Here is a 15,092-nt window from a genome sequence, read left to right as displayed (position 1 = left end):
TCAGATCCTTTTCAGGCCGCTGTTAACGCGGATCTCGCGCCAGCGGTTCATGCCGACGGCCCACAGGATCAGCGCGCCGAGAACGACCTGCACCAGGAAGGGGTCGATATGGAAGAGCACGAGCGCCTGGGTGATGATGGCAACGATGATCACGCCGAGCAGCGTGGCGAAGCTGGAGACATGACCGCCGGCCAGTACGGCGCCGCCGATCACCGGCGCGGCGAAGGAGAGGATCAGCCAGTCGTCACCGATGGTCGGCTGGCCAATCTCCAGCCGCGCCACCAGCGCGATACCGGCCAGGGCCGCCAGGAGCCCCGAAATGGCATGGGCGGTAATCACTGTCCGCGTCACGGAGATACCCGACAACTCAGCCGAATGGGGGTTGCCGCCCACGGCCAGGATGAACCGTCCGAGGGGGAGGCGGTTGAGCAGGTACCACATCGCTGCGAACACGATAGCGGCGGGGATGACCAACCAGGGCAAGGGCCCCAGAAAGGTGGTGTTGCCGAAATCCTTGACGCTCTGCGGCACGCCGTAAAAGGGCTGCGCCTTGGTGATGGCGAGGTTGATGCCCTTGAACACCGACAGGGTGGCCAGGGTGATCACGAAGGCCGAGATGCCGGTGCCGGCGATGAAGGCACCGTTGACGACGCCGGCCAGGAGGCCGATCCCCGCCGCCAGCAGCGCGGCCAGCGGCGCCGGCAAACCCCAGACCTGCATCATGCCGGCAAAGGAGATCGCGGCGAGCCCGCCGATGGCGCCAACCGCCAGGTTCATCTGCCCGATGGCGATGATGATCATCTGCGAGAAGGCGATCAGCATGTTCACGGTGATGGCGAGCAGCAACACCTGGATGTTGAGCGGCGACAGGAAGGACGGATTGAAGCTGGCGATGAGGGCGATGGCCACCACTGCGATCGCCAGGGGTCCGAACCAGTCTGTCTGCATGAAACGGGGCATCACACCATCCTCCGATGGGCGAGATAGGAACGGCGTGCCTTGTCGATCAGCACGGCGGTGAGCAACAGGCAGCCGAGACAGGCCTGCACCCAGAACTCACCGATCTGCAGCAGCAGCAGGCCGTTGGTGAGCATCGTCACCAGGATGGCGCCGAGCACCGTGCCGCTGACCGAGACCCGGCCGCCGCTGAGCAGCGTGCCGCCGAGCACAGGACCGAGAAAGGCCGGCAAAAGCCAATCCTGCCCAAGCTGTCCGGCCATCGAGGGAATGGCAGCGCCGGTGCGCGCCACCACGAGCATGGCCGTGATGGCGGCAAGAGCGCCCGACAACATGTGGCAGAGGATGAATGTCCGCCCAACACGCACGCCGGAAAGCTCTGCAGCCTCGGGACGGGCGCCCGCCGCCAACATCTCGCGGCCGAGAACGGTGAAGCGATAGAGCACGCCGAGCACCACGGCCACGACCAGGGCGACGACGAGAAGCGGCGAGACCAGGCCGAACAGGCGCAGCCGCCCGAAATTGGAGAAATCGGCCGGAATGCCGCGGAAGGATTGCGCCTTGGTCAAGTAGATCATCATTCCGAAGAAGATGCTCATGCTGGCCAGGGTGATGATGAAGCTGTGCAGGCCGGAACGCACCACGACGAAGCCGTTGATCCAGCCGAGCGCCGCCGCCAGGGCGATGGCGCCGAGGGCGGCAACCGGCCAGGGCAAGCCCGCCAGCTCCACCAGGGCGCCGAAAGCCATGGCCGCGCAGACGCCGATGGCACCGACAGCCAGGTTCAGGCCGCCGGTGACGATCACCACCATCATGGACAGGCCGACCATGATGTTGACGGCGGCGACGCGCCCCAGCGTGAACTGGTTGAAGGGGGAGAAGAAGCCCTTGGTAGCGAGGCCGAACAGGCAGGCGAAAGCCACGATCAGGACCAGAAGCCCGAACTCGTTGGTCAGGTAGAAGCGCACCGTGCCGCTCTGCATCGGCTTGCCGGTCGCCGGGGCGAGCGTTGCGGTTGGGGATTCGTCACCGGCCATCGACGGTCTCGAGCTCCGTAGGAATACTGGTTGGAACGGGCCGAGACGCCATTCCCACCGCACGGGACGGGATGCAGGCCTCGGCCCAATACCGTTACTTGCAGGTCAGATAGGTCTTCTCGAAGCTTGCCAGCAGCGTCTTGGTGATGCCCTGCATGGCCGAGATGTAATTGTCCACGCCGGAAGCATCGACGAAGACCGTGCCGGAATCGATGAAGTGGCTGGTCAGCGCATTGGACTTCCAGGGCGCATCGGCCTTGACGGTGCAGCCATTGCGCAGCTTGTCGGCTGCAAAGGAACCGATATAGCCCTGGCCATAAGGGTTCTGCAGCATGGTGCCGCTGACGAAACCGTCCTTGATCGCCTTGAGTACCACCTCGTCATGGTCGATGCCGACCATCTTGATGCGCTTGTCGCCGATCTTGCGCAAGGCGTTGGAGGCAACCACCGCCGGCACCCAGGCCGTGGTGACGATGCCGTCGATCTCGCCGGCATGGGCGGCAAGGTAAGCATTGATCTTCTCTTCCGCCGGCTCGGGGGCGTCGATGTCGGCAATGACCTGCACCACCTGCCCGCCCTCTTCCTCGGCAGCCTTCTTCACCGCGTCGATGCGGAGCTGGGTGTTGGGATCGACCAGGAAGCCGGTGAAATGAGCGATGCGCTTCTTGCCGCCCATCGCCTTGAACAGTTCCTTGGTGCCGAGATAGGCCGAATTGCCGGTATCGGTGCCGAGGCAGAAGGCGGCCTTGGAGGGATCCTTCAGGCAGCCGGCCAGGGCCATCACCGGCGCACCGGTATCGGCGAGCTCATTGGCGGTGGCGACCGAACCGACCGGATCGCCCGGGAAGATCAGGAACGCATTGTAACCCTGCGTGACCAGGCTCTCGAGCAGTTCGTTCTGCTGGCTGAGTTCCCATTTCTGCGGAACCTTGTAGTCGGCCGCACCGAGCCCGAAATCCTTGGCTGCGTCCTTGCCGGCCTGGTCCCAGGCCGAGAAATAAGGGTGCGGGCCACCGGGCACCAGCGCCACCTTGGTATCGTCGGCGGCCAGGGCGGGCAAGGCACCGGCGAGCAAGGCAGCCATAGCCGCGCAAGCAAAGAGCTGACGTCGAACGAACATGAAATTCCCTCCCTCTGGGCATGACGTGCCGCGGGCGCTCCTCATGTCGTGTGGCCCCGCTTGACAGATCTGGATACTAGGATCCAAGCTCAACATATGCAACAGTGTTTGCGAGATGATGGTTGCGATCATGGTCTTCCCTCCATGCCATTCCGATTCAGGATGGAGCGCCATATCATTGCGATCATTGCGGTTTTGAAGGAGCCGGCCGATGTCTGCCTTGCCCAACAAACAGCCCGGGCCTGACGAGGACGGGCTGGGCTTTGCCGTCGACATCAATCGCAAGCACCCGGTGGGCGACCAGATCTATGAAGCCCTCAAGCAGGCCATCATCACGGTGAGGCTGATGCCCGGCACCTCGATCAGCGAGAATCGCATCTGCCGCCATTTCGGCGTCTCACGCACGCCGGTGCGCTCGGCGGTGGTACGGTTGAGCGAGGACGGCCTGATCGACGTCTATCCCCAGCAGGGCAGCTTCGTCTCCCCCATCCGCTTGGCCGAAGTGCGCGACAGCCATTTCATCCGCAAGCATCTGGAACTGGCCCTGCTGCGCGAAGCTGCCGCCCGCTGGACCTCGGCCAAGAGCGCCAAGGCGCGCGCCATCGTGGAGACACAGCGCCAGGCCATGCTTGCCGACGACAAGGACCGCTTCTTCGAGCAGGATGAGCGCTTCCACTACGCCTTTGCCGGCTTTGCCGAGCGCGAAGGCGTATGGCCGACCATCCTGCAGGTCCGTGCCCGCCTCGCCCGCTTCGTGCGGTTGTTCGGTACGCCGTCGCGCCTCCCCCTGGTGCTGGAAGAGCATCTGGCCGTACTCGATGCCCTCGACGACGGCAGGACGAATGAGGCCGCCGATCGGCTCGAACGGCATCTCGACATGATCTTCACCATGCTCGCCCAATTGCCGGATGAGTATGGCCCCTATGTAACGGAGTAGCCCGATGCGTCTCGGTACCAGCACCCTCGCCCATCTCAAGCCGGGCATCGCCACGCCGCGTTATGATCGGGCGGCCATCCGGCCCGGCATCGTGCATCTGGGCACGGGCGCCTTCCATCGGGCGCACCAGGCCGTTGCCATCGATGATTGCCTGGCACGCGGCGAGACGGATTGGGCCATCCTCGGCAGTTCGCTGCGCGGCAGAGAGACGCGCGATGCCCTCGTCCCCCAGGACGGCCTGTATACGCTTGCCATCCGCGACAGCGGCCGCGAGGAGTTGCGCGTGATCGGCTCGGTGCTCGGAGTCGCCGTCGCGCCGGAGAATCCCGGCTTTCTCTTGGACCAGCTTACAGATCCGGCCATCCGGATCGTCACGCTGACGATCACCGAGAAGGGCTATGGGGTCGATCTAGGGAGCGGCGGCCTGAGGCAGGACCACCCCGACATCGTGCATGATCTCGCCAATCCGCAGGTGCCGCGCTCGGCCCTCGGTTTCCTGGTGGAAGCGATCGCGCGTCGCCGCCGCAATGGCACTCGCCCCTTCACCGTCCTCTCCTGCGACAACCTTCCGCAAAACGGGCGCACGCTGAAACGCGTGCTCGGCGAATTCGCCGCGCTGCGGGACAAGGACCTGGCAGCCTATATCGCCGGCGAGATCCCCTCCCCATCCTCCATGGTCGACCGCATCGTGCCGGCGACGACCGACACCGACCGCGCGGCCATTTCATCCTCGCTCGGCCTCGAAGATGCCTGGCCGGTGCTGGGCGAGCCGTTCAGCCAGTGGGTCATCGAGGATCGCTTTGCCGCCGGACGGCCGCGGCTGGAGGAAAGCGGCGTCGAGTTCACCGATGATGTCGAGCCCTTCGAACATATGAAGCTGCGCCTGCTCAACGGCACCCATTCCACCATCGCCGCGGTTGGACGGCTGGCCGGCCATGACTTCGTGGCCCAGGCGATCGCCGATCCTGTCATCCGCGGCCTGATCGAGCGCTATTGGCAGTGTGCGATCCCGACGCTGGCCATTCCCGCCGACCGGGCCTTCGCCTATACGAGGCAGCTTCTCGGCCGCTACGAGAACACCTCGCTGCATCACCGCACCGCGCAGATCGCCTCCGACGCTTCGCAGAAGCTGCCGCAACGCATTCTGTCGCCCTTGCGCGATTGCCTCGCCAAGGGGCTGCCTTGCGATCCGCTCGTCTTCGCCGTCGCCGCCTGGATCCGGTCCTGCGGCGGCAGCGACGACCAGGGCCGTGCCCTTCCCCTCAACGACCCGACCTTCGAGGCCTGGACCGGCCAGCCCGACCAGCACAACACCGCTCCGCAGGCGGTGGTCGGGGCTTTTCTCGGCCTTTCCGCCGTTTTCGGCGAGGACCTGCCGCGCAATGCGGCCTTTGTCGACGATCTGCAGGCGGCCTATCGGGCGATCGCCACCCAAGGCGTCCTGAATGCCGCCCAATCCTGGAGACAGAAATGAGAGCCCTGAGCTGCGACGAACCCGGCAAGCTGAGCATCATCCAGCGCGACGAGCCGCACGCCGCCGGGAACGAGGTGCTGGTGCGCATTCGCCATGTCGGCGTCTGCGGCACCGACTATCACATCTTCCACGGCAACCAGCCTTATCTGAGCTATCCCCGAGTCATCGGGCATGAGCTTGGCGCCGAAGTCGTCAGCGCCCCGGCGGGATCGGCCCTGCGCACGGGCCAGATCGTCTCGATCATGCCGACGATCTATTGCGGCCATTGCCGCGCCTGCCGGATGGGCAAGACGAATTGCTGCCAGCACCTGGAAGTCCTGGGCGTGCATCGCGATGGCGGGGCATGCGACTATATCGCGGTGCCCGAAGCCAACGTCATTCCGGCCGACGGCCTGACGGCAAGCCAGGCCGCCATGGTCGAATTCCTGGCCATCGGCGCCCATGGCGTGGCGCGCGGCGGCATCGGGCCGGGACAGCGGGTGGCCGTCGTCGGCGCCGGCCCCATCGGCATCGCGGCGGCCGTCTTCTCCAGGGTGGCGGGCGCCCATGTCAGCGTCGTCGACGTGAACCCCCGCCGCCTCGCCTTCTGCGCGGACGAGTTGGGGGCGGATGCCGTCTTCGAGGCTTCGGCCGACATCCGGGAACGCCTGGGCGATGCAACGGGCGGCGACTTCTTCGATTGCGTCGTCGACGCCACCGGCAGCCCGGGCGCCATGCAGAAGGGCTTCGACCTCGTCGGCCATGGCGGCGCCTATGTGCTTCTGTCGCTGGTGCGCGCGGATATCGCCTTCAACGATCCGGAATTCCACAAGCGCGAGACCACGCTCTATGCCAGCCGCAATGCAGTCCGGCAGGATTTCGAGACCGTGCTGCAGGCGATGCGGGACGGCAAGGTGCCGTTGCACGCCCTGGCCAGCCATGAGGGCAGCCTGGACGATGCGCCGGGCCTGATACCGGAATGGTCCAGGCCGGAAGCCGGCGTGATCAAGGCGATCCTGACCGTCTAGGCAGCCTGCGTGTCTCAAACCACGCGGTTGCCTTACTTCCCCGGCGAAGAAGGCGCGACCAGCCTTCTCCACGAAGTGGGGAAGGTGGCACGACGAAGTCGTGACGGATGGGGTGTGGCGTGCCACGCTCACTCCTTCCAAGTGCGGCGGAATGGCTCTGCTATCGTGTTACGCATGGCGTGCTGCCCGCCACATCCCATCCGTCATTTCTGCGAAATGACACCTTCCCCACTTCGTGGAGAAGGCTGGTCGCGTCTCGTTCTGTCAAACATCGAGACTTCCACGCCCACCGCAACCGGGAAGCCTTCGATTTTTAAGCAGGTGCCCCCAGCAGATTGCCCGCCAGCTTGGCGACCTGCTGGCGGATATCCGGCACGGCCACGATCTCCCAGAACGTGCCCGAGGTGATCGGTCCTACCGCGAAGAGCCGGTCCGAGGGCGAGCCGTCGGCCCGCAACACGCCGCAATCGAGGTCGACGTCCAGCCCGAGGCCAAGGCTGTCGGGCCGCACCCTGCCATCAGCCAGCAACTGGCGCAGAACCGGATTTTCGGTGGCGGTGACGTCGGCAGCGCGGCCGCGGCATTCGAAGACGGCATCGGCATCGATCCGTCTTTCGGTCGCACCGGTGCGGGCGGTGTAGCGTACGGCCACGCGGCTCCCCTGCGGATCGAACCCGATAACCCGGCCCGCCACGATGGCAAGTTGACCCGTCCGGCGCGCCGCCTCGATGCGCGCAGCAGCATCCGGGGCCATGCGGTGGCGATGGATGTCCCACCAGGCCCGGGCATGGCGCAGGAAGCGCCGGCGCGCCTCCTGGGACAGGCTGCGCCATAGAGGCTGCGTATAGGGCCGCAAACCATCGACAATGGCGCGCCAATCCCCGCCTGATCGCCGGTGCTCGGCCACGAGCCGGCGCAGCCAGCGCGTGAGGTAGACGATCCCAGTGCCATAGGGAATGTCGGCGGCGTCGAGGCGTAGCGGCTGGACCGGCCGATGGGCTTGCGGGCTGAGGCCGCGCCTGGAAATGGCGGTGATCCGGCCGCGATGCCCGGCATGCAGCAGCGACAGGACTCGGTCGGCCATGGTGAGGCCGGTTCCGACGATGACGACGTCGGCATCGGGGGAGAAGGCGGCCGGCCCCGCATCGAACCAGCCATCGAAACGCCAGGACGCCGGCGGCAGCTTGGGCCCTTCGTTTCCAGTGGCAAGAATGGCGATGTCGGCGTGCAGCCGCTCTCCCCCGCCCAGTTGCACAACGACGCCCTGCCCCGTATCGGCAAAACCCACCGCCTCGTCCTGCACGATGGCGAGGCGCCGGCTGCCCGGCCGCTGCACGAGATGCGGCGACAGCAGATCTGCAAGATAGTCGCGATAGAGGCGCCGCGGCGCGAAGGACTGCGCATCCGGACAATGGCTGCTGCTATGCTCGCCGACCCAGCGCCAGAAATGGTCGGGATCGTCCGGATAGGCGCTCATATTGGCAGCGCGTACGTTCAGGAGATGATCGGGATGGCTGGTGCCGTAGGCGACACCAGCGCCGAGCTCCCGGCTCTTCTCCACCAGCGTCACACGCAGTTCGGGATGGTGATGACGCAGGAGATGGGCCGTCATCAAAACCCCGCTCGCTCCGCCTCCGATGACGACGATATGCCTGGAGGAGACGGAAGGGCTGGTCGACATGCTGCACGCTTCAATTAATCTACCAATTTGATAGATCAAACACGTACCACCTACAAGGTGTCCCGATCCGTGAATCGTGCGAAAAACCCGCCCGTTGCCGGGCCGGAGATCAGATGTGGTACATCAGGGTCAGGTCGTCGAGATCGGCCAGCGCCCGCATCTCGGCAAGATTGCGATTGTCCAACACGGTCGAAATCGCCTGGCGCACTTCCAGCATCATCAGGCGCACCGCGCATTGGCTTTCGTCGGAACAGTCGTCACAACGCTGATAGGCCGTGCGGCTGGCGCAGGGGATGGGCGCGAGCGGCCCATCGAGCACGCGCACGATATGGCCGACGCGAATCTCGCTCGCCGGCCGTCCCAGGACATAGCCCCCGCCCTTGCCCTTCTTCGAATGCAGGAAGCCGGCATTCTTCAACTCGCCCAGAATCGTGTCGAGGAACTTCTTGGGAATACCATTCTGTTCGGCGATATCGGAGACAAGACATGGCTTGCCGGGCTCAGCGCCGGCCAGATGCACCATTGCCTTGAGGCCATATTTGCCCTTTTTCGTCAGCATGCGGCCCCCGGACTGCGATTCGGAAATCCACTTCAGCCCTCTGGTAATCGTAAAAGGGCTGATTTGCTACTCATGCCGTCTCCAAAGCCTGCCGAAGCTGGCGATAATTCGATGCGGCATGGTTCTGGGGCAGACTTGGCGATGCGCCGAACAACTTCTCGCGCAAGGTTCCTTCGGCATAGGCTGTCTTGTAGCGCCCCCGCCGTTGCAGTTCCGGCACCAGCAGATCGGCGACATCGCCGAAGGTCTCCGGGCGCACCGCGAAGGCGAGGTTGAAGCCGTCGATCCCCGTTTCATCGACCCAGGCCTCCAGCTCATCGGCAACGCTGGCAGGCGAACCCACCACGACCGGGCCGATGCCGCCGATCGCCACATGTTCGGCGACTTCGCGCACCGTCCAGCGGCGATCGGGATCGGCTCGGGTGATGTTCTCGAGCGCCGAGCGCCCGGCCTCGTTCTCGACATGCTCCACGATCGCATCGGGATCGAGTTGCGAGAAATCGACGCCGGTCCAGCCGGACATCAAGGTCAACGCTCCCTCGTGATCGGCATAGCGACGATAATCGGCGAGCTTGGCCGCCGCCTCCTCATCTGTGGGTGCCACGATCACCGTCAGCAGGGTGAAGATCAGGATATCCGCAGGGTTACGTCCAACGCGTGCAGCCGCCTGCCGGATCGCCGCCACCCGGCCGGCAATCACCTTGCGGCTCGGCCCGGATATGAAGACGCATTCGGCATGCCGCGCTGCGAAGCCGAGCCCCGCCGGCGAAGTCCCGGCCTGGTAGAGCACCGGCGTGCGCTGCGGCGAGGGTTCGCTCAGATGCGCGGCGTCGATGCGGAAATGCGGGCCGTCATGCTGGACCTTACGGACCCGCTCGGGAACGGTAAAGACGCCGGCCTCAGCATCGGCGACCACGGCATCATCGGCCCAGCTTCCCTCCCAGAGCTTGTAGACTGCCGCCATATAGTCCTCGGCGATGGCATAGCGATCGTCATGCGCCGTCTGCTTATCCTTGCCGGCCCCGCGGGCGGCGCTGTCGAGATAGCCTGTGACGATATTCCATCCGATACGCCCTTCGGTGAGGTGGTCCAGCGTCGACATCCGGCGCGCGAAGCCATAGGGCGGCTCATAGCTCAGATTGACGGTGACGCCGAAACCAAGGTGCTGCGTCACCGCCGCCATGGCCGGCACGAGCAGCAGGGGATCGTTCACCGGGATCTGCGTGGCATGGCGCAGGGCCGCCTCGTCATTGCCACCATAGACATCGTAGACGCCCAGCACGTCGGCCAGGAACAGCCCGTCGAACAGGCCTCGCTCCAGGATGCGGGCCAGATCGAGCCAATAATCGAGCCGATTATAGGCGCGCGAACGATCCCTGGGATGGCGCCACAGCCCGGGGGACTGGTGCGCCACACAGTTCATCTCGAAAGCATTGAAGCGGATGGGTTTGGACATCACTCGGCTTCTTTACCCTCCCCTGAAGGGGTCGACCATTCCCCTTGGAATGGTCTGGGGGCGGCCTGAAAGGCCAGGGCGGGGTGGAAACCTAGCACGAGCAGAGTTCTCACCCCACCCCGACACTCCGTGTCGACCCTCCCCGTCCTGGGGAGGGTAAGCCTGTTATCCCGCCGCCGTCTTGCGGTGGGAGGGCGCCACGACATTGGCGATGACCTCGCCGAAGGGGCCGGCATTGCGGGCAGGCCCGAGATCGTTGCCGGTTGTCTTCTTCAGGGGGAGCTTGGGGAAGACCAGTTCAGCGAAGCGATAGCACTCCTCCAGATGCGGATAGCCGGAGAGGATGAAGCGGTCGATGCCGAGCGCCATATATTCCTTCATGCGCTCGGCGACCTCGTCGGGATTGCCCACCAGGGCGGTGCCGGCGCCGCCCCGCACCAGGCCGACGCCAGCCCACAGATTGGGGCTGATCTCGAGCTTGTCGCGCGATCCGCCATGCAGCGCCCGCATGCGGCTCTGCCCCACCGAATCCATGCGCGCGAACACCTTCTGGGCCGTGGCGATGGTCTCGTCGTCGAGCTTGGAGATCAACTCATCCGCTGCGCGCCAGGCTTCGGCCGAAGTCTCGCGCACGATCACATGCAGGCGAATGCCGAAGGAGAGCGTGCGGCCGTATTTGGCGGCGACCGCCTTGGCATTGGCAATCTTCTCCGCCACCTGCTGGGGCGGCTCGCCCCAGGTCAGGTAGACGTCGACATGCTTGCCGGCAACCTCGTTGCCCGCCTCCGACGACCCGCCGAAATAAAGCGGCGGATAGGGCTGGCTTACGGGAGGATAGAGCAGCACGCCGTCCTCGATGCGCAGATGCTTGCCCTCACGGGTGATCTTGCCGCCCTGCAGGAGGTCGCGCCAGATATCGAGGAATTCGTCGGTGACCTCGTAGCGCTCCTTATGGTCGAGGAAGACGCCATCGCCCTTCAGCTCCACGGGATCGCCGCCGGTTACGACATTGATGAGCAGCCGCCCGTCCGACAGCCGGTCGAGGGTCGCCGCCGAGCGTGCCGCGAAGGCCGGCGTGGTCAGCCCGGGACGGATCGCGACGAGGAAACGCAAGCGCTTGGTTAGCGGCACCATGGCCGAGGCGATGACCCAGCTATCCTCGCAGGAACGGCCGGTGGGTAGCAGAACCCCGAAATAGCCTAGCTCGTCGGCGGCCTTGGCAATCTGCGAGAGGTAGCCGAGCGAGACATGCCGGGCCCCCTGCTCGCTGCCGAGATAGCGCCCATCGCCATGGGTCGGCAGGAACCAGAGCACGTCGGTTTCCTGGGCGGGCGGGGGCAGGTCGAGATCATAGGGCATGGTAAAGTCTCTGGTCGTATACTTGTTTAGATGGCACCGTGGCGCGGCGGATTGATGCCGTTGAGCCAGTAGTCGCCGATGGCGCGATATTTCCAGCGCACGGGATCGTGCACGGTGTGGGTACGGGCGTTGCGCCAGAAGCGGTCGAAACCGAACTGAGCCTGGGTGGCGCGCGAACCGGCGAATTCGATCAGCTTGCTGCCGGCAAGCAACGAAGCCTCGGTGGAGGCAACCTTGGCCTCGGCAACGGCCACCGAAGCAGCCGCGACGGTCTCCACCGTGGGATCGGCGACGGCGATGTCGGAAAAACGCCCTGCCCGCTCCAGCAGTGCATCGGAGGCAGCCACGCGGATCTTCACCTCGCCGATGCCGGCGATCGTGTAGGGATCCTCGTAGCCGTGATCGAGGCCGCTGTCCTTCCAGGGCCGGGCATGCTTCTTCACGAAGCTTAGCGTCTCGGCGAGCGCGGCCCGCGCGATGCCGGCTTCGACGGCCGCGTGCATGATCTGCGCCACCGGTCCCATCGAGGTCGGCCGATCGAACACGGCCTTCAGCGAGATCACCGAGAAGGGATGCACCTCGACATTATCGAGCGTGGTCGTGCCCGAGCCGGTGACCCGCTGGCCGAAGCCGGCCCAGTCGTCGATGACCTCGAGCCCCGGCGTCTGGCGCGGCACGAAGGAGATGGTCGATCGGGCCTCGTCGTCATTGGCGACCACGGCCACCCAATGGGCGAACAGGGCACCGGTGCAATAGAATTTGCGGCCGTTGAGGCGCAGCACCGGCCCATCCTTGCTGAGGCGGGTGTTATGGTCCTGGGCGGTCTTGGTGCCGATCTCCGACAGGGCGTTGCCGATGCGCTCTCCAGCCAGGATGCGGCCGTAGAAGAAGCGCTTCTGCTCCTCGCTGCCTTCCAGGCCCAGCGCGTGCAGGATGAAGAAGTGGTTCTGCGGAATCTGCCCGATCGAGCCATCCGCCGCCGAGAGCAGCGCGATCACCTCGGCCAGCGTGCCCGATGAGACCTCGGCGCCGCCATAGGCCTTGGGCACGGTGATGGCGAGCAGGCCGGCATCGGACAGCCAGTCGAGTTCCTCATAGGGCAGGCGCCGCTCGCAGTCGCGCTCGATCGCGGTCTCGGCGATGCGGGCAGCGACCTTGCGCGCGGCGGCAAGCGCCTCGGCATCATCCTTGATGATATGGGCCTTGCCGGCCCGCAGGGGGGGTGCCTTGAACGCAACCAGGCGCTCAGGCGGGGTATCGGCGGTCAAGGCGGCGGCGGTGGGCATGGGAACTCCGGCGGAGCGCGGACATCTTGTCCGCATCTTGGAAACTCAACACTAGCGGCAAGGAAGAGCGGGCATCGCGACATGCAGGCATGTCGCTGTGACGCCCGTGCACTCGAAGAAATCAACTCCAGGGATGGCGCGGCGGGCTGACGCCGTTCAGGGCGTGGTTGCCGACATGGAAGAATTTCCAGCGCACCGGATCATGCAGCGTATGGGTGCGCGCATTGCGCCAATGCCGGTCGAGATTGTATTGGCCGAGGGTCGAGCGCGTACCGCCCAGTTCATGCAGCTTGTTGGTGGCGAGGATGGCGATCTCGGTGGTCAGCACCTTGGCCTCCGCAACCGCGACGGCAGCCGCCGTCACGCCCTCCTCGGTCGGCTGTTCCACGATCGCGTCGACGGCCCGCCCGGCCTTCTCCAGCAGGGCCTCGGCGGCATGGAGCTTGATCTTGAGATCGCCGATCTGGGCGATGGTGAAGACATCCTCATAGCCATGCTCCTGGCCGCTATCGATCCAGGGTCGAACATTGTTGCGCACGAACTTGATGGTCTCCTCGATGGTACCGCGCGCAATGCCGGCATCCACCGCGGCCTGGATGATCTGGGAGACAGCCCCGTTGGTGGAGGGGTTCTCGCCGCCGAGATAGGCCGGGATCACGCCCTCGTGGTCGACCCGGACATTGTCGATGCGGACATTGCCACTCGCCGTGGTGCGCTGCCCGAAGCTCGACCAATTGTCGATGATGGTGAGGCCTTCGGCGTTGCGCGGCACGATGGCCAGGTTCACCTTGCCGGCGGGATCGACAGCGCCAATATGGATGTAATGCGCGAACAGGGCCCCGGTGGCGTAGAACTTCTCACCCTTGACCCGGTAGCCATCACCATCGGGGGTCAGCGTGGTCTCGAAGGCGCCGACATGCTTGGACTTGGCCTCCGAGAAGGCGTTGCCGAGCCGGTAGCCCGAGAGCACGCGGCCGAACCACAATTTCTTCTGCTCTTCCGAAGCGGTAGCCCTGATCACGTCGACGGCGGCAAGGTGATTTTGCGGGATCTGGCCGATGGAGGGATCGGCGGCCGAGATCAGCTTGATCACCTCCGTCAGCGTCACCCAGGAGACGCCGGCGCCGCCATAGGCCTTGGGAATGGTTATGCCCCACAGGCCGCTCTTGGAAAAACGGTCGAGTTCGGCGGCCGGCAGGAGCCGTTCGCGATCGCGCAACGCCGCCTCGGCTGCAAATTCCGCCGCCAGGGTCTTGGCAATTTCGATCGCCTCGGCATCGGAGGCGATGACATGGGCCTGGGGCTCGAGGTCGAACTGGGGCGGCGCGGAGGTAAGCGGCGGCGCAACGGAAATAGTCATGATGATCCCGGTCTTTTTCAATCAGGCAGGGTGGAAGCCGCCATAGCCGCCCTGGGCGTAGACGAGCGGCCTGCCATCGGCTGTGCGGATGCCGCGAACAGCGCCGATGATGATGGAATGGCTGTGACGGTCGACGAATTCCTCGACCTCGCAATCGACGGAGGCGAGCGCTCCCTCCAGTGCCAGGGCGCCAGTGAACAGACGGCTCCAGCCGGCGTTCTCGTAGCGGGCCACCCCCTTGATGCCGCCCCGCCCCGCAAAGCGATCGGCGACATGGCGCTGATGGTCGGCGAGGATGTTCACGCAATAGTGCCCGTAGCGGCGGATGACCGGCCAGGCCGAAGCGTCGCGATTGACGCAGATGATCATGGTCGGCGGATCGACCGACAGCGACACGGCCGAGGTTGCCGTGAGGCCGGTACGCTCGTCCCCCTCACCCGCGGTGATCACGCTGACGCCACCGGCAACCAATCGCATGGCGTCGCGCAGATTCGGCCCCGTAACCGGCGGCAGCTTCACGGCGATATTCATGTTCGTATCCGTCATCTGAAAGAAGCAGCGGAGGCCTCGCCTCCCCTTTCTTGGAGCACCCAGCGGCGCGTTGTGGTTGGATGGTGCAATAGCAATAATCTTTTGTCTATAGATTTTATAGAATTTATGGGTAAAAAAATTGCGAAGAGCTTGCCTTCGCGATGATCAGGGCAACGCTCCGACAGCCGACACGGTCAGCAGGGGCCGCGCTTTGTCATCGCCGGCCTGCCCCGGCAATCCAGGCTTTAGCGCTACCGCCGGCCGGGGGGGGGGGGGCGGGGGGGGCGCGGGGGGCCCCGGGGGGGGGGGGGGGTGGGGGGGGGGGGGG

Annotated in this window: 13 protein-coding genes; 3 read left to right on the top strand and 10 right to left on the bottom strand. The window is 65.3% G+C overall.

Annotation, left to right across the window (positions count from 1 at the left end):
- The 3 genes from U1R88_RS11425 to U1R88_RS11415 all read right to left on the bottom strand — a co-directional run bounded on the left by U1R88_RS11425 (nucleotide 1) and on the right by U1R88_RS11415 (nucleotide 3,114).
- A complete protein-coding gene (locus tag U1R88_RS11425) occupies nucleotides 1–960 on the bottom strand; it encodes an ABC transporter permease (RefSeq protein WP_322431324.1) in 960 nt (319 codons plus the stop codon).
- Complete coding sequence (locus U1R88_RS11420; RefSeq protein WP_322431323.1) at nucleotides 960–1,994, bottom strand: ABC transporter permease; 1,035 nt, start codon at nucleotides 1,992–1,994, stop codon at nucleotides 960–962. Before U1R88_RS11420 ends, U1R88_RS11425 begins: the two co-directional genes overlap by 1 nt.
- Before the next feature lie 94 nt (nucleotides 1,995–2,088).
- Entirely contained in the window at nucleotides 2,089–3,114 is a 1,026-nt protein-coding gene (locus U1R88_RS11415) for a sugar ABC transporter substrate-binding protein (protein WP_082979697.1), read from the bottom strand.
- Nucleotides 3,115–3,325: 211 nt separating this feature from the next.
- Here U1R88_RS11415 and U1R88_RS11410 point away from each other — a divergent pair, with 211 nt between their 5' ends.
- The 3 genes from U1R88_RS11410 to U1R88_RS11400 are packed head-to-tail and all read left to right on the top strand — an operon-like array spanning nucleotide 3,326 to nucleotide 6,532.
- Nucleotides 3,326–4,051, top strand: coding sequence for a GntR family transcriptional regulator (locus tag U1R88_RS11410; RefSeq protein WP_322431322.1), 726 nt, complete (start codon nucleotides 3,326–3,328; stop codon nucleotides 4,049–4,051).
- A gap of 4 nt (nucleotides 4,052–4,055) precedes the next feature.
- Nucleotides 4,056–5,525, top strand: a complete 1,470-nt coding sequence (locus U1R88_RS11405) for a mannitol dehydrogenase family protein (protein WP_322431321.1) — start codon at nucleotides 4,056–4,058, stop codon at nucleotides 5,523–5,525.
- On the top strand, nucleotides 5,522–6,532 hold the full coding sequence (locus tag U1R88_RS11400) for a zinc-binding alcohol dehydrogenase family protein (RefSeq protein ID WP_322431320.1): 1,011 nt from the start codon (nucleotides 5,522–5,524) through the stop codon (nucleotides 6,530–6,532). Before U1R88_RS11405 ends, U1R88_RS11400 begins: the two co-directional genes overlap by 4 nt.
- A gap of 313 nt (nucleotides 6,533–6,845) precedes the next feature.
- Here the strand turns inward: U1R88_RS11400 and U1R88_RS11395 are convergent, their stop codons facing one another.
- The 7 genes from U1R88_RS11395 to U1R88_RS11365 form a co-directional block, all read right to left on the bottom strand.
- A complete protein-coding gene (locus U1R88_RS11395; RefSeq protein ID WP_322431319.1) occupies nucleotides 6,846–8,213 on the bottom strand; it encodes an FAD/NAD(P)-binding protein in 1,368 nt (455 codons plus the stop codon).
- Nucleotides 8,214–8,322: 109 nt separating this feature from the next.
- The gene (locus tag U1R88_RS11390; RefSeq protein WP_322431318.1) at nucleotides 8,323–8,772 is read right to left on the bottom strand and encodes an RrF2 family transcriptional regulator; all 450 of its coding nucleotides are present in this window, start codon (nucleotides 8,770–8,772) and stop codon (nucleotides 8,323–8,325) included.
- 70 nt (nucleotides 8,773–8,842) lie between these two features.
- Nucleotides 8,843–10,228, bottom strand: a complete 1,386-nt coding sequence (locus tag U1R88_RS11385; protein ID WP_322431317.1) for an LLM class flavin-dependent oxidoreductase — start codon at nucleotides 10,226–10,228, stop codon at nucleotides 8,843–8,845.
- A gap of 165 nt (nucleotides 10,229–10,393) precedes the next feature.
- Nucleotides 10,394–11,587: an FMNH2-dependent alkanesulfonate monooxygenase gene (ssuD, locus tag U1R88_RS11380; RefSeq protein WP_322431316.1), complete on the bottom strand. Its 1,194-nt coding sequence runs from the start codon at nucleotides 11,585–11,587 to the stop codon at nucleotides 10,394–10,396.
- Nucleotides 11,588–11,613: 26 nt separating this feature from the next.
- Entirely contained in the window at nucleotides 11,614–12,873 is a 1,260-nt protein-coding gene (locus U1R88_RS11375; protein WP_322431315.1) for an SfnB family sulfur acquisition oxidoreductase, read from the bottom strand.
- 121 nt (nucleotides 12,874–12,994) lie between these two features.
- Nucleotides 12,995–14,233 (bottom strand): SfnB family sulfur acquisition oxidoreductase, encoded by a 1,239-nt coding sequence (locus U1R88_RS11370; protein WP_322431314.1) that lies wholly within the window; start codon nucleotides 14,231–14,233, stop codon nucleotides 12,995–12,997.
- A gap of 21 nt (nucleotides 14,234–14,254) precedes the next feature.
- Nucleotides 14,255–14,764 carry a flavin reductase family protein gene (locus tag U1R88_RS11365; protein WP_322431313.1) on the bottom strand — a complete coding sequence of 170 codons (510 nt, stop codon included), beginning with the start codon at nucleotides 14,762–14,764 and terminating at the stop codon, nucleotides 14,255–14,257.
- Between the last annotated feature and the right edge of the window lie 328 nt (nucleotides 14,765–15,092).

This window comes from Labrys sedimenti (assembly GCF_034424805.1).
Lineage (GTDB): Bacteria > Pseudomonadota > Alphaproteobacteria > Rhizobiales > Labraceae > Labrys > Labrys sedimenti.
The sequence above is the reverse complement of the archived record's forward strand: the minus strand, read 5'-3'. Positions and strand labels throughout refer to the sequence as shown.